This window comes from Streptomyces sp. DSM 15324 (assembly GCF_001514285.1).
GTDB lineage: Bacteria > Actinomycetota > Actinomycetes > Streptomycetales > Streptomycetaceae > Streptomyces.
In genome coordinates, this window is record NZ_KQ949035.1 from 254,912 (window position 1) to 274,583 (window position 19,672).

Below are 19,672 nucleotides of genomic sequence, written 5' to 3' on the forward strand. Positions count from 1 at the left end.
CAGGAAGGAGAATCGCCGGCTCGCCGCGTGGGCGTGGTGAGAGGCGGGAAGCCGTCGTGAGCACGTGGTCCGAACCGGCGCCGTACGACCCTGCGCGGGTGCGCGGGCAGGAGGGCCAGGGGGCTACGGGGCCAGGTAACCGGGGGAGGTGGGGAGGTGCCGGAAGTGTGCGGCAGGGGGCCTGACGCCGTCTCGTCGTCGGCGCTCGGCGGTGGCGGGCCCACGCGGTGGTGGTGCGGGGGGCCGCGGGCGAGGCGTCCTCGGCGGCACAGTGGAAACAGGGCGGGTCGGTCCGGTGCCGCGCATCGCAGCTGACCACACGGCCGGCGACCGCCACCCTTCTCCACCGCGCTCTGGAGAACGTACAGCCGGCTTGTCGGCTCGGCTTGGTTCAGTTCGGCAGGGCTCGGCTCAGCTCAACTGGGAGCGTGGGTCCGGGGCACGGTCAACGGAGGGGGGCCGGGACGCGCGGGCGGGTCGCGCCTGCGGCGTGCGGGGGCGGGCCGTCCGGGACGGCCTCGTGGCCGCCGAAGTCAAGGGCGTCCTCCGGGGACCACCCGCCCGGCGTCGTCGGTTCGGACCAGGTCAGGCCCGCGGCGCGCTGGAGCCGGGTGACCGCGACGACGGCGAGAGCCGCACGCAGGGTGCACAGGCCGCGCAGCCCGTCGAGGCGCTGGCCGGTGAGCATGCCGATCCGCTGGAGGCGCCGGTCCAGCGTGTTGCGGTGGACGCCCAGCCGCTCGCAGGCGCGGTGACGGACCCCGTCGGCGGCGATGAGGGCGGTCAGGGTGTCCCAGAGGACGGGGTGTTCGTTCAGCGGCTCGACCATTTTGAGGAGCCGCTCGGAGACGGCCGGGGTCTCCGCCGCTCCGTACTCCACCAGGACGTCGTCGAGTCCGTACACCCCGGGCGGACACTCGAGGGCGAGGAGCGTGGCACAGATGCCGTCGGCGACCGACACCCCGCCGCCCTCCGGCACCGCCCGTCCGCCCGGAGTGCCGGGGCCGGGCTCCTGCCAGTGGACCGCGATCCAGACGTCGCCGGGAAGATCCTTGTGGGCTTCCCGGGCGAGGGAGACGGCCTCTTCCTGGCCGGCGGCCCGCAGCAGGACGTGGGCGCCGTCCTCGGACGTCGGCACCACGGCCGCGGCCAGACCTCGGAAGACCCGGTCGATGTCGGCGATCGTGCACGACAGAGCGCGTACGGCCAGCACCGCGCGCGCCTCGTCGGGAGAGCCGGGGGTGCGCGGCGCGGGGACCTGGCGGGGAGGCTCGGGGGCGGCCTCACCGCCGATCCCCACGTCGAAGAAGCCGCAGTTGAGTTCACGGCCCACCAGCCTGCCGGCGTCACCGAGACGCAGGACCATCACCTCGTGCGTCATGGCGTCCTGGTCATGGGCGCCGACGGTGCAGCGGTTGATGAGGTGGCGGGTCATCCCGCCCACCATGGCGAGCAGTTCGTCGAGGGACCGGCCCTGTCGGGCCCACGCCCGGCCCTCCGCGCGGATGCGAGCCGCGCTCTGCCAGCTCCAGTCGCCCTGGCCGGACACCACCTCGGTCAGGGCCGAGAAGATCTCCCACCGGACCCTGCGGCGTACTTCGTCGACATCCTCGATCCCCTCCGACGCGAAGAGTGGGTGAAGGTCGGGTATCGGCTCCGCGTGTGTGGTCATGTCAGGACAGGAAAGTGCACGAAGTTCAGAGATACATCAAAGTCCGCTCAGAGCACGATCGGAATACGATCCGATGGATCATCCCTGTGCCATCATGACAACGACAGCACTGATCCCGTCTTCCTCGATTCCGCGGGCAGATCTCGACAACAATGGGTTCTTACCGACTTGGTGCGCACACGATGAACCAGAGCGACACGTCCTCGAAAACGACCGTGCTCGTCGTGGAGGACGAGTCCAGCATCGCCTCCATGCTCACCATGGCGTTGCAGTTCCTCGGATTCGCGGTGGTCACCGCCGACCGGGGAAGCAAGGCGCTCGCCCTGGCGACCAGTTGTGCCCCCGACGTCGTTCTGCTCGACGTCGTCCTGCCCGACATGGACGGGTTCGAGGTCTGCCGCAGCCTCCGCGGCGCGGGCGTCAGCGCCCCCGTCCTGTTCGTGACCGCCCGGGACGCGGTGGCGGACAAGGTCCGCGGCCTCGAACTCGCCGACGACTACGTCACCAAGCCGTTCGACCTCAATGAGGTGGTGGCCCGGATCCGGGCCGTCATGCGCCGCGGCCGTGAGCTGGTTCCGGCCCAGGGCCGCAGGCTGCGCGCCGGTTGGGTGGAACTGGACCAGGACACGCGCGAGGTCTGGAGGCACGGTCAGCCGGTTCAGCTGTCGTCGACGGAATTCGCGTTACTGCGTTATCTCCTGGAGAACGCCGACCAGGTGATCTCCAAGGCCCAGATGCTCGACAACGTGTGGAGCTACGACTTCCGGGGTGAGTCCGGAATCGTCGAGACCTACATCTACTATTTGCGGCGGAAACTGGGCGACACCGACCAGACCCTCATCCACACCGTGCGCGGGGCGGGCTACCTGGTGCGCTCGGCCCCTCCCGGACACCGCACGGAGGGCTGAGGATGTCCACCGCCGCGTGCCCCTCCCAGAGCCGTCGAAAGGACCAGGGGGCCGGCTCCCGTCCGGCCCCCGCCACGTCCTTGTCGCGCAGGCTCGCCTGGGGATTCCTCGTCATCGCCGCGATCGGTGTGCTCGGGGCCGACATCTACTGCGTGTGCACGCTGTCGTACCGCCTCCGGGAGCGCACGGACCAGCAGATCGTCCAGACCCACCGCTTCCGGATGGAGGCACTGCGCGCCGGGAGGGACTGGTACCCGGCGCAGGAGGACCCCGCGTCCGTGGTGACCGACGCCCGCGGTGTCGTGCGCCTGCCGACCGGGGCCACGTCCCCGCTCGGCAGACTGCCGATGCCGGCGGCGCTGTTGCGGGAGCGGGACGGGATCGAGCAGCCCCTGCCGGTGCCGGGCCGGCCGGCACGGGCCCTCGTGGACCGGCTGCCGGAGGGCGGCTATCTGGTGACCGCCCGGTCGACGGCCTCCGACGAGGCGACCGTACGGACGCTCGTGGACATCGAGACGGTCACCGCCGTCCCGCTGATCGCCGCGCTGGCCCTCGGGGCCCTGTGGATCAGTCGTCGGGCCTGTGTGTCCCTGCGCGAGATGTCGGCCGACGCCCGACGCATCGCGGAAGGCGGCGAGGACCCCTCGGAACGCGTCCCGGTCACGACGCAGCCGCCCAGGGAACTGCAGCGCACCGCCGACACGTACAACTACCTGCTGCGCCGCATCGAGGAGGCGGCCCTGCGCCGTCGGCAGGACGAGAACAGGCTGTGCGAACTCGTCGAGGCCGCCAGTCATGAACTGCGCACCCCCCTCACCACGATCACCGGGTACACCCAACTGGCCCTGATCCGGGCGCTGGACGACCCACGCCGCCTGGACGAGGCCATGGGGCAGGTGCAGAAGGAGACCCGGCGTCTGATCAGCCTGGTCGAGGACATGCTGCTACTGGCCCGGCTGGGGCACGGCGGCATGCTCGAACAGCGTCCGGTGGATCTGGCGCAGGTCTGCGTCCAGGCCGTGGACCGGGCCCAGGCGCCGGGCGCTCCCCGCACACTGCGCTGTGAGGTGGAGTCCTTCCCGCACTGGGTGGAGGGCGACCGGCAACGGCTGGAGCAGGCGATCGACAACCTGATCTCCAACGTGCTGGCCCACACTCCCGAGGAGACCTCGGCCCAGGTCCGGCTGGGTCTGGACGGGGACCGCCATGTCATCGACGTCATCGACGACGGGCCCGGGATCGCGGGCAGCGTGCGGGACCGGATCTTCGAGCCGTTCTTCCGCGCGCCGAACTCCTCCCCCACGGACCCGGACCTGCCTCATTGCCCGGGACGCGGGCTGGGGTTGAGCGTGGCGGCGGCGGTGGTCATCGCGCACGGCGGCTCGATCGGTCTCGAACCCTCGGAGCGGGGGGCGTGGTTCCGGGTGAGCCTGCCCGCCAGCGCGGGGCGCCGCCTCGGCTCCGCATCCCCTCAACTGCCCTGACCCGCAACGGCGGCCCGCTGAGCACCTGCCGCAGCGACCACGGCCCGCCGACCCTGGGAACCCCCCTGCACAGACACCCGCCCCGTGTCGCGTACTTCCGCGAAAACCAGGGATTCCCCTAGATCCACGGGGCGGGAGTTTGTCACGGCCGGACCCGCCCCGTCTTCCCCGCCGTGGGGCGGAGCGGGAGGTCGGGGGGCCGCGCGCCTGGCCCCTTCCGTGCCACGCGACACCCTGTGATCAGTGCTTTTTCACCGTGTCCGGAGCTCCGGCAGTCGGCCGCGGTGGCCACGCGGCCGGCCGGGCCGACGACCGGGCTGCCCGTCCGCACCTCGATGGCGGCGGCGCTCCGGCCCGGCGGGGCCTCGACCGCCGGTCCCACCGCACCCCTTCCCACCTGGTGCGACCACCCTGTCGACATCGATAGCGCCTTGTAACAACCTGGTCACGCGAAGACTTGCCGACCGGAGAGGGCCCTTCGGTATCGTGCCGCCAAGCAAGGCTTGTTTTCGTCGCGTTGGCGCAGGGGACCCTGATCGGGCGGTGAGGTATATCTTCGAGAGACCCACGAGGAGACTGCGGTGTCGGTGCCTCGCCCCCTGACCTCAGCGTGGACCCCGCACGGTGGTGCGGCGGTCGGCGCCCTCTCCCTCATGGTGCTCCTCCTCGTCCTGTCCGCCGGGCCGACGCGGGAGGGAGGGTCACCCCCGCCGGTCAGGCCGCTCCTGACGCACGCGACGGCCCTCCACCCGGGCGCCGTGGGCGGCGGCCGCGAACGGGTGGCCGTGATCCTCAGCAGCCGGCAGAGCATGGGGGTCGTGGGACCCAAAGGGGCTCTGCGCGCCCCCGGTTCACGGGCGATGCTCAAGCTGGCCCTGATCCTCCTGCCGCTGCTGGCGGCGGTCGGGCTCGGCGCCCAACTGCACAGGGACCGGGGAAACCGGCGCAAGTCCGAGGAGCGCATGATGGCGTTCGTGGCGACCGCGTGCCACGAGTTGCGCACTCCCCTCACCGCCATCTCCGGCTACGTCCAGTTGGCCCGGCTGGGCGGACTGGCCGACGCGGAGAAGTTCGACCTGGTCATGGACCGTATGGCCGACGAGACCCGGCGTATGTCCGCGCTCCTGGACGAGTTGATGCTCCTCGCCAGGCTGGACCTCGGCCAGCCCCTGCGCAGCGAGCCGGTCAACCTCGCCCAGCTGTGCCGCGAAGTGGTGGCCGACGCCCAGGCCTGTTCCCCGCACCACCCCATCCGGCTCACGATCCTGCCGGGCACCCACGCCGTCGTCGGCGACCGGGACCGGCTCTACCAGGCGGTCGCCAACCTGCTGGCGAACGTCCGGCACCACACGCCCGGGGGCACCCGCACCGCGCTGGGGCTGGGCACCGAGGACGGTTTCCGGGTCATCGAGGTGATCGACGACGGGCCCGGTATCCCGCTCGAGTTGCGGCACTCGGCCTTCGAGCGGTTCGTCCACGGCGGTCATGCCGCGACGCGCGCACCGGTCGCGGACACGGGCGGCGGGAACGGGCTGGGCCTGAGCGTCGTGGCGGCCATCGTCACCGCGCACGGCGGGACCGTGTCGTTGGAGCCCGGTCGCCGGGGGGCGTGGTTCCGCATCCGGCTGCCCGCCTGAGCCGGCCCCGTCACACCACTCCCCCACCGAAATTCCGGCCCTCCGCAGCGGGGGCGGGCCTGCTGCCGGGCAAGAAGGCTTCGTGCGCGAGGAGGAAAATCGCCGGGACGGCCGGCCGCTCGCAGGAAAAAGCGGCGCGCGATCCCGCCACGTATCCACCGGCAGTATTGACTCAAATTCTAGGTGATTCACTAGTCCCGTTCCATTCACACCCGCACCACATCGCCGCGAATTGGATGAACCGGACGCAATACCCGCCTCAGCAGGCACTTCTGGCCTTTCCCGGGCACCGCCGGAGCACCTGTGCGGGGCATTCCGACCCTCATGTCCTTCACATCACTCACATGTCGACAGTGAGTATCGGCTACAATCCACAGCGTTGTGTGTGCACCAGCTGTGAACCGAGAAGAGAGCGCCGAAAACCGCTTACAAAGCGGTGTGCGCCCACGCCCTTCACCCCTTGGGCCACCGCGAGTTCCCCCCTCCCCGTGCCGTTGTGCCGCCCATGTGGCCCGGCTCCCCATTTCCCCGGCGCCTCGCCACAAAGTCCATCAAGTGTCCGTCCCCCCAGAACATTCGGTGGCCCCGTGAACCTCACTTCGGCTTTACCGGCCCCTCGCTCACCGCTCACACGTGCCACCCCGGCCGAATCCCTCGTGGGCAGATCCACCGTGCTCTCGGCACTCATCCGCCGCGTCCCCGGGACCGACTCCGGAGCGTCCACCGGCGTGATGCTCACCGGACCGGCCGGAGTCGGCCGCAGCACGCTGCTGCACGCCTTCTGCGACCTGGTGCAACCCTGGGCGTCGGTGCTGCGCGCCGGCCCGCGGGACGGCACGTGGTACGACGCCCCCGGGGCCGTACACTGTGCCGCGGACCGAGGCCCAACACCCGCCGACGAGGCGCCTTTGACGTGCCATCAGCTCCATGAGACGGTGATGGAGCTCTGCCGGCGCGGGCCCGTGGTCCTCGCCATGGACGACGCGCACCTGCCCCGACCCCGCTCGCTGCGCGCACTCGACTACGTCCTGCGCAGATCCGTCGGACTGCCCCTACTGCCGGTGATCACGATGCCCCCCGTCACCGAGCCGCCGGCCCTCGCCGCTCTGCTCACCCATCACCCGTGGACCGCACGGGAGTTGATGCCCCTCACCACCGACGAGATCTCCGAACTGCTCTTCCGGGAACTGGGGCACGAACCCTCCACGGCCCTGCTGCGCCGGTGCGCGGAGCAGTCCGAGGGCATCCCCGCGGCGGTCCACGCGTTCGTCGACCGGTACACCGGCGCAGGCGGCGCGACGGGCGGAGCGGCAGGAGGGGACCGCGCCACGCCGCAGGACATCGGTCAACTGCCTTCCTCGGCCTCGGCCGTCCTGTCCGCGGTGGCCGTACTCGGCTGCGCCGAACCGGAGTTGGTCAGCAAACTGATCCGGATGCCGCTGCCGACCGTGCGCCGGGCTCTGGACCATCTCGCCGAACGCCGGCTCCTGCCGCTCGACGGTGCGCGAGCCGGATCCCGCGATCCGGACGACGACATGCCGGCCGGTCTCGCGAGCGACGACCTCATTCCGCTGTACGCCCGCGCCGCCCGGCTGCTGGAGGACGCGGGCCGCCCCCCGACCCAGGTGGCGCAGGCACTCCTGCGGATCCGGTTCGGGGCCGCACCGTGGATGCTGGAGGCCCTCTACAGCGCGGCCCTGGCCACCGACTCCCCGAGGGCCGCCGTACGGTACCTCTCCCACGCGCTCGACATCGGTGCCGGGGAGAACTCCCGCACGCTCCGCCGGATCAGGGGCCTGCTGGCCGACACCCTCGGCACCGTCGCACCGGACCTGGCCGTCCACCACCTGAGCATGCTCCTCGCCAGCAGCACCGACGGACACGAACTCGCCGAGCTCGCCCTGCGGTACACCGACACGCTCGTCCCGCTCGGTCGCGGCGACGAGGCGGCCCGGCTGCTCGCCGACGTGCTGGACCGCCGGCCCGGCTCGTCGCAGGTCGTCGTGCCGCAGGAGTGCAGGGCGGCTCTGGAGTCCGCCCTGCTGCTCAGCGGAGCGCTGGAACCGGGGACCGTGCTCTGGGTCAAGGAGCGCCTCCGGACCTCGAGCGAGCCCTGCGACGACAGCCCCGGCAACCGTCGGCTGCGGCTGGCCCGCGCCGCCCTGTCGGTGCTCAGCGGCCGCCCCGTCCCCGAGCACCCCGGCCTCAGCGCCGTCGGCACCCCCGGCACCCCGCTGGACGACCTGTCGATGATCGCCGCCGCCGTCGTCGCGAACCTCGCCGACGACAACACCACGGCGCTCGCCACGCTGGACCGGCTCCTCGGCAACCCGCTGCGCGGAGAACTCGACCCCAGCCGGATCCAGGCCTTCACGGTACGGGCCCTGGTGCTGAGCGCGACGGGCGACCTGCCCGCGGCCGAGCGGGACAGCCGGCAGGCCCTGGAACTCGAGCGCCGGCGCGACGACGGCCCCGCCGTCACGTCCGCCGTCGTCTTCGCCTATGTCCTCGCCCAGCGCGGCAGCATCGCCGCCGCAGCGGCGGTCCTCTCCGAGGCCGGCTGCGCCGACCTGCGCCGGCTGTCGCACGTCCACCCCTTGTACTGGTGGGCGACGGCGGCCGTACGGCGTGAGCACGGCGACCTGGCCGGTGCCCTGGTGGCCCTGCGGGCCGGCGGCCGGGCCCTCGGTCCGCAGGGCGCCGAGTCCCCGCTGGTGCTGCCGTGGTGGCTGGAGACGGCCAACCTGCTGACGGAGCTGGGCCGACCCGCCGAGGCGCGGCAGGTGGCGGCCCAGGGCGTCGCGCTCGTCGGCCGGTGCGACACCCCGCGCGGCGCCGGACTGCAGTTGCTGGCCCGCGGGCTGGCCACGCCGGGCCGGGCCGGACACCGGCTCCTCGACGACGCCTGCAGCCGCCTGGCCGAATCCCCGGCGCGGTTGCTGCGGGCACGCGCCGAGTACGCGCTGGGGTCCGCCCTGCTGGACGCCGGCGACCCGCTGGCCGCCCGGCCCCGGCTGCGGACCGCGCTGGACCTGACGATCGGGTGCGGCGCCGGCAACGCCGCGACGGCCATCCGGGTCCGGCTGGCCGAGGCGGGCGGGCGGCCCCGCCAGGTCAGCGGCCGCCCGGACGACGCCCTGACGGCACGCGAGCGCAGAGTCGCCGCCCTGGCGATGGCGGGCCGTTCCAACCGGGAGATAGCCGAGACGCTGTACATCACCCGGCGTACGGTCGAACTGCACCTGACCCACGCCTACCAGAAGCTCGGCGTGAGCGGCCGGGAGGATCTGGTGGGCGTCCTGCGGGCCACCGGAATGAGCGCGTCCCCGTCCGGTGGCGGAGCGCGATGAGTGCCGCACCGGACGGCCGGACGGCGTCCTCCGTCACCCCGTTCCCGCTCAAGCCGGCCTCCCTGGACGGCTTCGCCCCGCTGTACGGGCGACAGGCCGAACAAGCGGCGCTGCTGCACATGATGAACCGGCTCGCCGCCGGACATCCCGGCGTGACGGTGATCCACGGCAGCCCGGGCTCCGGGCGCAGCCGCCTGCTGCGGCGCGGCACGGCCTTCGCCCGGGCCGCCGGTGTCCAGGTGTTGACCGCGGTGGGCACGGCGCCGGCCCCGCCCGCTCCGTACTCCCTGGTACGACAGCTGCGGCCGGGCCGCTCCCCGGTGGGCGGTGCGGCCCTCGCCAAAGAGCCGTCCGCGCAGGACTCCGTGCAGGGCTGGTGCCGCTCCCTCCTGGCCGCCGCGCACCGGCCGACGCTCGTCGCCCTGGACGACGTCCAGTGGGCGGACCCGGAATCGGTGCAGGTCCTCGCGGGACTGCTGCGCAGGCTGTCCTCGGCGCCGCTCGGGGTGCTGCTGACCGTCACCAGCGCCCACGGCGAGTTCCCCGACGCCTGCGCCGGGCTCCTCGACCAGGCGGCCGCCTCCCCCGACCACCGGGGGCTGCTGCTGGAACTCGGCCCGCTCGGCGTGCCCGAGGTCCATGCGATGTGCACCGCCTCGGGGCTGCCCGTCCCCCCGGCGTCCGACGACGTCTGGTGGGCCGGCGTCAGCCGCCTCACCGGCGGTAGCCCCTGGGTGATGCTGCGTTCCGTGGACAAGGTCCGCCGCGATCCCGCGCTCGTGTCCTCCGTGGGGCTGCGCACGGCGCTCTCCCAGGAGATCGAGGCCGCGCACCGGGACCGGGCGACCGAGTCGGCCGCGCACCTGGTGGGGGGTCCGCTCGCGCTGCTGCGCGGGCTGGCGGTCTGCCGCGAGTTGCTGCCGGTGGAGCGGGTCGCCGCCCTGGTGAAGCTGGACGAAACCGAACTGTCGTGTGCCCTGCGGACGTTGCGGGTCCAGGGCCTGATCGGCGACGGCGATCCACCGCCGGTGCGGATGCCGGGCTGCACGGCCCCTCTGCTCACCGGTCTGGCGGGCGACGAGCGCAAGCGGCTGCACGCGCAGGCGGCCCGCTGGGCGCACCACTGTGACGCCGACGAGGAGGCGCTCGCCCTCCTCCTGCTGAACACGGTGCCGCTGGGCGAGCCCTGGGTGCCGTCGGTGCTGCGCCGTACCGCCCGCGCTCTGCTCACCCGCGGTCGTCACGCCGAGGCGGCCGTGGTGCTGGAGCGCGCGTTGCGCGAGCCGCTCAGCGCCGGGGAGCGCGCGGAAGTGCTCCTGGAGGCCGCCGAGTCGTACAGCATGAGCGCGCCCGAGGCCGCGGACCGCCGGATCGCGGAGCTGCTGTCCGGGACGCAGGCGCCCTTGCGGGTGCGGGCCGCCGCCGAGGACCTCCGGATCAGCCGCAGCCCTCATGCCCTGCCGGTGTCGCTCGGTACCTACGACGGGGGGCCCGCGGAGATCCTGGAGGAGGACGCCCCGCGCCCCGGGTCGCCCAGGGGTTCCGGGGCGCGGCCGGGCGCACACGACACGTCCGGTGCCGCCCTGCACCCGAGGCCGCTCACCGCGCAGGCGTGGCGGCAGACGGTGCGCGGCCACGACGCGGCCGCCGTGCGCGAGATGTGCCGCCAGGCCCTGCGGGCGCCGCTCGACGCGGCGCTGCTCCCCCGGTTCGCCGCCTGCTGCGCCCTGTCCGTCGCGGACGCCCACGACGCGGCGCGCGATGCCCTGGACGTCGCCCTCGCCGAGGCCGGCCGCCGCCGCAGTCCCGTGCTCGTGGCCTGGGGGCGGTTGCTGCGGGCACAGCTCAACCTTCAGGCCGGAGCCCCCGACATCGCCGTGCACGACCTTGCCTCCTGCCGGTCCCTGGCACCGGCGGAGGTGTGGGATCCCACCCGGCTCACCCTGCTGCGATCGCTGGAGATCCGCCTCCTGGTCGCGCGGGAGCGCTACGCGGAGGCGGACCGGCTGGCCCGTGAGGAGCTGACGCCGGCCGCCGACGAGAGTGACGCCGCGATCCATCTGCTCTACTCCCGCGCCCAGTTGTACCTCTGCCAGGGGCGCCCCCGGCGGGCGCTGGCCGAGGCCGAGGAGTGCGGCCGGCGCATGGCCGCCCGGGGGTGGGCCAACCCGGGGCTGGTGGCCTGGCGCTCGCTGGCGGCGCTGGCCCACCTGGGCTGCGGGGCGGACGACCGGGCGGCGGAGCTGTTCGCGGAGGAGTCGCGACTGGCCCGACGGTGGGGCACCGACTCCGCCCTGGCCTGGACCGACCTGCGCCGGGGCCTCGGCTCACCCGCGCCGCAGGCGGCGCGGCTGACCGAACTCGCGCTGCGCCGGCTGGGCCACACGCCCGGGTCCCGGCACTTCGTCCAGACCGTGGTCGCCCGGGAGGCCGCCGGAGCGCGCTGCGGGGTACGGCCGGTCACCGCGTCCACCGGACAGGGGTACCACGACGGCGGGATGTCGATGGACCCTTGACGCCGCGCATTCGACGCACCTCGTACCCACCCCCCTCAAGCTCCATCACACCGCGCAAGGAGGCCGCTGGCATGTTGCTCGAGCGGCAGAACGAACTGACAGTGGCGGCCGAGGCCCTCCGGCTCGCCGCACACGGCAACGGATCCATGGTCGTGATCAGCGGGCCGCCCGGAATCGGCAAGTCGGCGGTCCTGTCGGAGATCGGCGAACTCGCCGCCCGCCTGACCACCGGCCCGACGGCCGGGTCGGCGGCCCTTCCCCGGCCCCTGGTGATGCGTGCCTACGCCGCCCCCGCGGAACGCTCCTTCGCTCTCGGTGTCACCCGGCAACTGCTGGAGCCGGTGGTCAAGTCGGGTACCTTCGTGGGCAGATGGAGCGCCGGCTCCGCCCGGCCCGCGCTCGGCTTCCTCCAGGGCGACCCGGAGTCGCCCCGCCAGCACACGGCGACGACGGTGCGGGCCCTGCTGTCCCTGGTGGAGAACATGAGCCAGGACCGCACTCCCGTGCTCCTGATCGACGATCTGCACTGGTCGGACGCGGGCACGCTGGACTGGCTGGAGCAGCTCGTGCAGCAGGTGCCCCAGCGCGGAATCCTGGTCGCGGCGACGGTCTGCGAGGGAGAGCCCGCCGCGGAGCCGCCCGGGGTCCGTCCGCTCGCCGCCGCGGAGCACACGCTGTTCCCGGCCCCGCTGGGCCCGGCGGCGGTCGACGCCCTGATCCTGCAGCACCTCGGCACACCGGCCGAGGCGGAGTTCACGGCCGCGTGTCACGCCGCCACGCGCGGCAACCCGCTGCACCTCGTGTCGCTGCTCCAGGAATGCCGGTCCCGCGGCATCGCCCCGGTGGCGGCCGGCGCGTCCGAGGTGGCCGCGCTGGTGCCGCCGGCGCTGCGCCGGCGGCTCCTGCTGGGGCTCCAGGACCAGCCGCCCTCCGTCCTGGCCGCCGCGCGTGCGCTGCAGGTCCTCGGGGACGGTGCCGAGCCGCAGGTGGTGGGGGAACTGGCCGGACTGGACGGGGTGGACCGGGAGACGGCTCTGTGGCGGCTGCGCCGGCTGACGCTGGTCGTCCGGGAGGGCACCGGTCTGCGGCTGGCGCATCAAGCGGTGCACGAGGTGATCGAGGACACCATGCCGCCGGGCGAGCGCAATCGGCTGCACCTGAGAGCGGCCGCACTCCTGCGGTACCGGGGCCACGCGCCCGAGCGGGTGGCGGGCCATCTCCTCGCCAGTACCGCCCCGTTGGACGACGAATCGGTGGCGGCGCTGCGTCACGCCGCCGACGCCGCGGTGCGGGGCGGCGCCCCGGAGACGGCGGCCCCCTATCTGCGCCGGGCGCTGCTCGACGTCCCGCCGCACAGTGAGGCGCGGGCCGAGTTGCTGGTCCAACTGGCCACGGCGGAGCGCAGTTTCGCGCCGTCCGTGGCCGTCCGGCACATCACCCAGGCGCTCCCGCTGCTGTCCGGCGCGCGGGCCCGCGCCGAGGCGCTGCTGACGCTCACCCCGGTGGCGACCGGTGCCACCCTGCTGTCGCTGGAGGACGCGATGCGGCAGACGGCACGGGAACTGCCCGCCGCGGAGATGCGGCCGAGCGACCGCCGGCTACTGGAGCTGCGGCTGGAGGCCCGGCTCCATCAGCTCTGCGACCTCGATCCGTCGGTGCTCGCGTCGGCCGCGGACCGGCTGGCCGGGCTGGGCGGGCGACCGGAGATGACGAACCCGGGGCAGCGGGAGCTGCTGGTGTCGCTCACGTACACCGCGACGGTCTCCGCCACGCTGCCCGCCGCGCAGCTCAGTGCGCTCGCGAGCCGGGTCCTGGAGCACGAGCCGGCGTCCGCGGCCCACGTGCACACCGTGGTGCCGCTGGTGATTCCGGTCGCCGTCACCGCGGACTCGGTCACCGGGCTGATGTCCTGGCTGGACACGGCCCTGGCCGACGCGGAACGCCGGGGCGGACGGGTGGAGCAGTCGGTGGTGCTCAGCGAACAGGCGCTGGTCCTGCTCGCCCAGGGCAGGCTGACCGCCGCACGGGAACGGGCGGTACGGGCCCTGTCGGTGTCCGGCCCCGAGGAGGCGAGCACGCTCTCGATCATCGCGTCGGTGATGGTGGCACTGCGGACCCGCGAGCCGGACCTCGTCGAGGCGCTGCCGGAGCGGATCCGCGGGATGCACGAGCACTGTGTGCTGGCCGCCCTGCTCGTCATGGTGCGGGGCATGAAGGCCGAGCGCCGGCACGAGCCGGGCATGGCCGTGGAGCACTACCTCGACGCCGAGTACGCCCTGGACCGGGCGGGTTGGCGCAATCCCGTCCTCGCCCCGGCGGCGTACTGGGCGGCGCGCGCCTTGCACCGCATGGGCGAGTCCGAGCGCGCCGAGCACCTGGCCGAACGGCACCTGGAACAGGCGAGGGCCTGGGGCGCCCCGTCGGGCCTGGGGCGCGCGCTCGCCCTCCAGGCCTCCGTGACGGGCGGGTCCTCGGCGCCGAGGCTGCTGCGGGAGGCCGCCGGGGTGCTGGAGGCGTCCGGCGACCTGCTCACGCGGGCGTCGGTCCTGCTGCGGCTGGCGGAGGCAGTGGCACCTCGTCACAGGGCGGAGGCGGAGGCGGCGCTGCGCACGTCGCACGAGCTGGCCGTGGAGTGCGGAGCCGCGCGCATCGCGGCCCGCGCCCAGGAGTTGCTGGGACCGGCGGCGGTCGGCGTCCCGACGCGGGGGCTGACGTCGACCGAGCGGATGGTGGCGCGGATGGCCGTGGAGGGGCTGACGAACCAGGCCATCGCCGACGCTCTCGGGGTCTCCCGGCGTGCCGTGGAGAAGCACCTGACGAACTGCTACCGCAAGATGTCGACATCCGGCCGTGCGGGGCTCGCGAGCGCCCTCGAGGACGCGGGCCTGTTCGAGTCGCCGGGCACGCAGGCTCCGCCCGCCGAAACGATCCGCCCTCAGGGCGCGGCCTGACCGCCGGCCGGGTCCGGGACGGCGGGCGACCGCGCGGCTCTCCATCCCCGTTCAGGTGGCCTGCGGTGCGCTCTGCGCGGTGAAGTGCTCTTCGAGCAGCTTCAGCACGTCCGCGGCACGGCTGTTGAGGTAGAAGTGGCCGCCGGGCAGGATCCGCAGGTCGAAGTCGGCGGTGGTGTGCTTCTCCCAGTCCCGGGCCTCGTCGATCGACGTCTTGGGGTCGTTGTCGCCGACGAGCGCGGTGACCGGGCAGTCCACCGTGGCACCCGGGGCGGACCGGTAGGTCTCCACGGCCCGGTAGTCGCCGCGCAGCGCGGGCAGGATCATGCGGATCAGTTCCTCGTCGCCCAGCAGCCGGTCGTCGGTGCCGCTCATGGACTTGATCTCGGCGATGATGCCGTCGTCGTCGCGGCGGTGGACGTTCTCGTCGCGGTAGCGGGAGGGGGCACGCCGGCCCGAGGCGAAGAGCCGTACCGGACCGCTGCCCTCCCGCTCGAACCGCCGGGCGACCTCGAAGGCGACGAGCGCGCCCATGCTGTGCCCGAAGAAGGTCAGGGGGCGGTCGTCCCAGCCGCGCAGCACCTCGTGCACCTGGTCCGCGAGCGTGCCGATGTCGTCGATCAGCGGCTCGTTGCGCCGGTCCTGACGTCCGGGGTACTGCACGGCCACGACGTCGACGCGCGGGCTGAGCGCGGTCGCGACGGGGAGGTAGTAGCTGGCCGAGCCGCCGGCGTGGGGGAAGCAGATCAGGCGGTGGGCGGCGTCGGGGGCCGGGTCGAACCGTCGGCACCACAGTCCGTCGTCTGCGGGGGAAACACTCACGCTGTTCGTCCGTCCTGTGTCAGCGGATTTCGGTGGGCTGGATCACTGGCGTGCTCCTGAAGGTGTGCCGCCACTATCGGGCACCGCCGGGGCCGGACGGCCGCCCGCTCCCCGAAGTCTGGGCGTTTCCCCTGTTCTTGGAGCTGTGGGGCGGCTGCCCGTTGTGCGGCGGGACGGCGCGGTGGCATAAAGCTGAGCGCCGGACGCGTATCGAGGCTCCGGACCCCCAGCGAGGAGTTCCCATGCCCAGCACCACGGTTCCACGGCCCGCCTTGGGCGAGGCGCACAAGCGGTGAGCCCCGTCCCGGGCGGCAGGCTCTTCGCGGTCAGTGACCTGCATGTCGCCTACGAGCAGAACCGCGCCGTGGTGCGGCGGCTGCGCCCCTCCGATCCCTCCGACTGGCTGATCGTCGCCGGTGACATCGGGGAGCTGACGGCGGACGTCGAGTGGGTGCTGCGGCTGCTCGCCGAGCGGTTCGCGACCGTGGTGTGGGTGCCGGGCAACCACGAGCTGTGGACGCATCCCGACGATCCGGTGACGCTGCGCGGTGAGGCCCGCTACCGCAGCCTGGTCGAACTGTGCCGGTCCCTCGGGGTGCTGACCCCGGAGGACCCCTACGTGCAGTGGCCGGGACCGGACGGGCCGGTGGTGATCGCACCGCTGTTCCTGCTGTACGACTACTCGTTCCTGCCGCCGGGTGCCACCGGCACCGCCGACGCGCTGGCCCGGGCGGAGAAGGCCGGGGTGGTGGCCACCGACGAGTTCCTCCTGCACAGCGACCCCTACCCCGACCGGGCGGCCTGGTGCCGGGCACGGTTGGAGTACACGCGCGAGCGGCTGGACGCCTGCCCGTCCGACCTGCCGACGGTGCTGGTGAACCACTTCCCGCTGGTGCGCGAACCCACCCGCATCCTGCGGTACCCGGAGTTCGCCCTGTGGTGCGGGACGACCGCCACCCATGACTGGCACCGGCGCTACCGGGCGGCGACCGTCGTCTACGGCCATCTGCACATCCCGCGCACCACCTGGCACGACGGGGTACCGCACCGCGAGGTGTCGCTGGGCTACCCGCGCGAGTGGCAGGCCCGCGGCATGCCCGACCCGTTGCTGCGCGAGATCCTGCCCCGGCGAGGTGCCCGGTGACGCCGCTGATGCGCCGCCTGCTGCCCGACACGGTCGAAGTGACCGAGGTGCGCGGCGAGTTGACCGGGCCGCCGCTGTTCCCGGAGGAGGAGGCGATGGTGGCGCGGGCGGTCGACAAGCGCCGCCGCGAGTTCGCCACCGGCCGGCGGTGCGCCCGTCTGTCGCTGGCCGCGCTGGGACTTCCGGCCGTTCCGCTGCTGTCCGGTCCTCAGGGGGAACCCCGCTGGCCCGCCGGGGTGGTCGGTGCGGTGTCCCACTGTGACGGCTACCGGGTGGCGGCGGTCGCCCGCGCCACCGACCTGGCGGCGCTCGGCGTCGACGCCGAGACGGCGGCCCCGCTGCCGGACGGCGTCCTGGAGGCGGTGTCCCTGCCCGAGGAGCGCGCCGATCTCGCCCGGCTGACGCGCACCGCACCGCAGGTGCCCTGGGACCGGCTGCTGTTCAGCGCGAAGGAGTCGGTCTACAAGGTGTGGTTCCCGCTCGCCCGCCGGCCGCTGGGGTTCGAGGAGGCCCGGCTGCGCTTCACCCGGGAGCCGGACCTCGCCGGTGCGGCGCGCGGCACGTTCGACGTCACGCTGCTGGTGCCGGTGCCCCGCGAGTTCGCGGGCCCCGTGGGCGGCGCCGGGCTCACCGGCCGCTGGCTCGTGGAGGGCGGGCTGGTGCTGACCGCGCTGGCACCCGTGGTGCGCCGCCCGGCCGAGGGACCGGGCCGGGCACCGGGCGAGGTGCCCGGCGGGGTACCGGCCGCCTTCGAGCCGATGGGCCGCGCCGTGTCCGGCGCGCCGCGCACCCGGCCGTCCGCGCCCGCGTGACGGCCTTCCCCGACGCCTGGCGCCCACCGGCCGCAGGCCGATCCCCTGGGCCGCACCGGCTGCCGTGAGGCGCCTCGAACCGATGACGATCCGATGGAGAGGCAGCGATGCCCCAGCTCAACACGACCGGACCCGAGTCCGACAGCGAGGCACTGCTGGCCGCGCGGCTGGCCCTTTCCGCGACGGCCGAGGGCGGCGAGGTGATGACCGACGTCGAGTTCTTCGACTGGTTCGACCAGCGCCGCCGCATGCACAGCCAGGTGGTGCGGCGCACCACCTTCGCCGAGATGTCGGGGTGGGACTTCGTCCCGGGCAGCGGCGACCTGGCGCATCGCAGCGGGCGGTTCTTCACTGTGCGCGGCGTACGGGTGAGCACCGACTTCGGTCCCGTGCCGGAGTGGACCCAGCCGATCATCAGGCAACCCGAGATAGGCATCCTCGGTCTCGCGGTCCGCGAGACCAACGGGGTGCTCCACTGCCTGATGCAGGCGAAGTCCGAGCCGGGCAACGTCAACGGGGTGCAGCTGTCCCCGACCGTGCAGGCGACCAAGAGCAACTACACCCGGGTGCACGGCGGTGCGTCGGTGCCGTATCTGGACTGCTTCCGCGAGCCGGAGGCCCGCGGCCACCGGGTGCTGGCCGACGTGCTCCAGTCGGAGCAGGGCTCGTGGTTCTTCTGCAAGCGCAACCGCAACATGATCGTCGAGGTCGGTCCGGAGGTCGAGGCGGGCGAGGACTTCTGCTGGCTGACCCTGCGGCAGGTCAACGCGCTGCTGCACTACGAGAACCTGGTGAACATGGACGCGCGCACGGTGCTCTCCTGTCTCCCCGACTGGCACCACGGGACCGGTCCGGCCGCAGGCCTCCACCCGGACGTGGCGATCCGCAGCTGGATCACCACCCAGCAGAGCGAACGGGAGGTCAGCGCCTCCCTGTTGCCGCTGAGCGAGGTGGAGGGGCGGGACTGGTTCCGCACCGAGGACCGCATCTCGCACCGGAGAGGGCTGTTCTTCAGCATCGTGCCGGTGGACGTCTCGTCCAACCGGCGTGAGGTGACGTCCTGGTCGCAGCCGCTGCTCGAACCGCACGGCATCGGCATCTCGGCGATGCTGGTACGCCGGATCGACGGGGTGCCGCACTGTCTGGTGCAGGCCCGGGTCGAGCCGGGCTATCTGGACGTCGTCGAGCTCGGCCCCACCGTGCAGTACACCCCGGAGAACTACGCCCATCTTCCCGCGTCGGACCAGCCGCGCTTCCTCGACCTGGTGACCGGGGCCCGCCCGGAGCAGGTGCTGTTCGACACGGTGCTGTCGGAGGAGGGCGGCCGCTTCCTGAACGCGCAGAACCGGTACCTGATCATCGAGGCGGACGACGGCGTCCCCGACGAGATCCCGGCGGGCTACCGGTGGGTGACGCTGCGTCAGCTCGGTGAGCTGCTGAAGTACAGCCACTACGTCAACGTGCAGGCGCGGACACTGGTCGCGGCCCTGCGCAGCGTCACCGGGCTCCCGACCGGGCTGCCCGCGGCGGGAGTCCGCTCGATCGGGGCCGCCGCCCCGGGCAGGGGAGGCAGCCGTGCGGATCATCGGTGACGGATTCCTGGCCCGCAATCTGGCCGAGGCGTTCGGGGACCGCTTCCCCGAGGTGACCACGATCGCCTCCGGGGTCTCCAGCACGGCCACCACGGCCGTGTCCGAGTACGACCGTGAGGCGCAGCTCCTCTACGAGGTCCTCGACGCGTGCCGGCGGGACGGCCGGCGGCTGCTGTTCCTCTCCACCGCCTCGTTCTCCATGTACGGCTTCACGGACGACGAGGTCGACGAGACCGGTCCGCTCCGGCCGCCGACGGCGTACGGCAGGCACAAGCTGGCCCTGGAGAGCGTGGTGCGCTCCTCGGGCGTCGAGCACCTGATCCTGCGGGTGAGTCACGCCGTGGGCCACCACCAGCGGCCGCACCAGTTGCTGCCCACCCTGGTACGGCACGTCTCCGAGGGCGAGGTGACGGTCCATCAGGGAGCGCACCGCGACCTGCTGGACGTGCGGGACCTGGTGCACGCGGTCGGCCGCCTCCTCGAGGACGGCGTCCACGGCGAGGTCGTCAACGTCGCCTCGGGGGTCCCGCAACCGGTGGAGGCGATCGTGACCGCGGTCGAGGAGCGGCTGGGCGTCACGGCCCGGCGCGTACACCGTCCCGGCCCGACCGCCGTCACCCGTGCGTCCGTACGGCGCCTGCGGCGGCTGGTGCCGGACTTCCGCGCCGCCGTCCCCGATCCGGCCTATCTGGGAGCGTTGCTGGACGCGTATCTGCCCTACTACACCGCCCAGCCGCAGGATCTGGCGGCGCTGCCCGCGCGGTGACCGCGCCGCAAAACTGGG

At 73.4% G+C, this 19,672-nt stretch carries 12 protein-coding genes; 10 read left to right on the top strand and 2 right to left on the bottom strand.

Annotated elements, in window-relative coordinates:
* Positions 1-445 precede the first annotated feature (445 nt).
* A complete protein-coding gene (locus AQJ58_RS33870; RefSeq protein ID WP_067257080.1) occupies positions 446-1,672 on the bottom strand; it encodes a helix-turn-helix domain-containing protein in 1,227 nt (408 codons plus the stop codon).
* A gap of 182 nt (positions 1,673-1,854) precedes the next feature.
* Between AQJ58_RS33870 and AQJ58_RS33875 the strand changes: the two genes are divergently transcribed.
* The 6 genes from AQJ58_RS33875 to AQJ58_RS33900 all read left to right on the top strand — a co-directional run bounded on the left by AQJ58_RS33875 (position 1,855) and on the right by AQJ58_RS33900 (position 14,518).
* Positions 1,855-2,580: a response regulator transcription factor gene (locus AQJ58_RS33875; protein WP_067257082.1), complete on the top strand. Its 726-nt coding sequence runs from the start codon at positions 1,855-1,857 to the stop codon at positions 2,578-2,580.
* 2 nt (positions 2,581-2,582) lie between these two features.
* Positions 2,583-4,064 carry a sensor histidine kinase gene (locus AQJ58_RS33880; protein ID WP_067257084.1) on the top strand — a complete coding sequence of 494 codons (1,482 nt, stop codon included), beginning with the start codon at positions 2,583-2,585 and terminating at the stop codon, positions 4,062-4,064.
* A 587-nt stretch (positions 4,065-4,651) separates the two neighbouring features.
* Positions 4,652-5,701: a sensor histidine kinase gene (locus tag AQJ58_RS33885; RefSeq protein ID WP_234360376.1), complete on the top strand. Its 1,050-nt coding sequence runs from the start codon at positions 4,652-4,654 to the stop codon at positions 5,699-5,701.
* Positions 5,702-6,357: 656 nt separating this feature from the next.
* Positions 6,358-9,051 (top strand): LuxR family transcriptional regulator, encoded by a 2,694-nt coding sequence (locus AQJ58_RS33890; RefSeq protein ID WP_067257088.1) that lies wholly within the window; start codon positions 6,358-6,360, stop codon positions 9,049-9,051.
* Positions 9,048-11,567 carry an AAA family ATPase gene (locus tag AQJ58_RS45520; RefSeq protein ID WP_067257090.1) on the top strand — a complete coding sequence of 840 codons (2,520 nt, stop codon included), beginning with the start codon at positions 9,048-9,050 and terminating at the stop codon, positions 11,565-11,567. Before AQJ58_RS33890 ends, AQJ58_RS45520 begins: the two co-directional genes overlap by 4 nt.
* A 71-nt stretch (positions 11,568-11,638) precedes the next feature.
* Positions 11,639-14,518 carry an AAA family ATPase gene (locus tag AQJ58_RS33900; RefSeq protein WP_067257091.1) on the top strand — a complete coding sequence of 960 codons (2,880 nt, stop codon included), beginning with the start codon at positions 11,639-11,641 and terminating at the stop codon, positions 14,516-14,518.
* 51 nt (positions 14,519-14,569) lie between these two features.
* Here the strand turns inward: AQJ58_RS33900 and AQJ58_RS33905 are convergent, their stop codons facing one another.
* Positions 14,570-15,340: a thioesterase II family protein gene (locus AQJ58_RS33905; RefSeq protein ID WP_067257093.1), complete on the bottom strand. Its 771-nt coding sequence runs from the start codon at positions 15,338-15,340 to the stop codon at positions 14,570-14,572.
* Positions 15,341-15,632: 292 nt separating this feature from the next.
* Between AQJ58_RS33905 and AQJ58_RS33910 the strand changes: the two genes are divergently transcribed.
* From AQJ58_RS33910 to AQJ58_RS33925, 4 genes are all read left to right on the top strand, one after another.
* Entirely contained in the window at positions 15,633-16,484 is an 852-nt protein-coding gene (locus AQJ58_RS33910; RefSeq protein ID WP_067257095.1) for a metallophosphoesterase family protein, read from the top strand.
* Positions 16,481-17,296 carry a 4'-phosphopantetheinyl transferase family protein gene (locus AQJ58_RS33915; protein ID WP_079079399.1) on the top strand — a complete coding sequence of 272 codons (816 nt, stop codon included), beginning with the start codon at positions 16,481-16,483 and terminating at the stop codon, positions 17,294-17,296. The genes AQJ58_RS33910 and AQJ58_RS33915 overlap by 4 nt, the downstream gene beginning before the upstream one ends.
* Positions 17,297-17,403: 107 nt before the next feature.
* Entirely contained in the window at positions 17,404-18,888 is a 1,485-nt protein-coding gene (locus AQJ58_RS33920) for an NDP-hexose 2,3-dehydratase family protein (RefSeq protein WP_067257096.1), read from the top strand.
* A complete protein-coding gene (locus AQJ58_RS33925; RefSeq protein ID WP_067257098.1) occupies positions 18,872-19,654 on the top strand; it encodes an NAD-dependent epimerase/dehydratase family protein in 783 nt (260 codons plus the stop codon). Before AQJ58_RS33920 ends, AQJ58_RS33925 begins: the two co-directional genes overlap by 17 nt.
* The last annotated feature ends 18 nt before the right edge of the window (positions 19,655-19,672 follow it).

Bases quoted from the DNA above. Each gene is read 5' to 3' on its own strand.
- AQJ58_RS33870 (WP_067257080.1), bottom strand. From the start codon at position 1,672: ATGACCACACACGCGGAGCCGATACCCGACCTTCACCCACTCTTCGCG.
- AQJ58_RS33875 (WP_067257082.1), top strand. From the start codon at position 1,855: ATGAACCAGAGCGACACGTCCTCGAAAACGACCGTGCTCGTCGTGGAG.
- AQJ58_RS33880 (WP_067257084.1), top strand. From the start codon at position 2,583: ATGTCCACCGCCGCGTGCCCCTCCCAGAGCCGTCGAAAGGACCAGGGG.
- AQJ58_RS45520 (WP_067257090.1), top strand. From the start codon at position 9,048: ATGAGTGCCGCACCGGACGGCCGGACGGCGTCCTCCGTCACCCCGTTC.
- AQJ58_RS33900 (WP_067257091.1), top strand. From the start codon at position 11,639: ATGTTGCTCGAGCGGCAGAACGAACTGACAGTGGCGGCCGAGGCCCTC.
- AQJ58_RS33920 (WP_067257096.1), top strand. From the start codon at position 17,404: ATGCCCCAGCTCAACACGACCGGACCCGAGTCCGACAGCGAGGCACTG.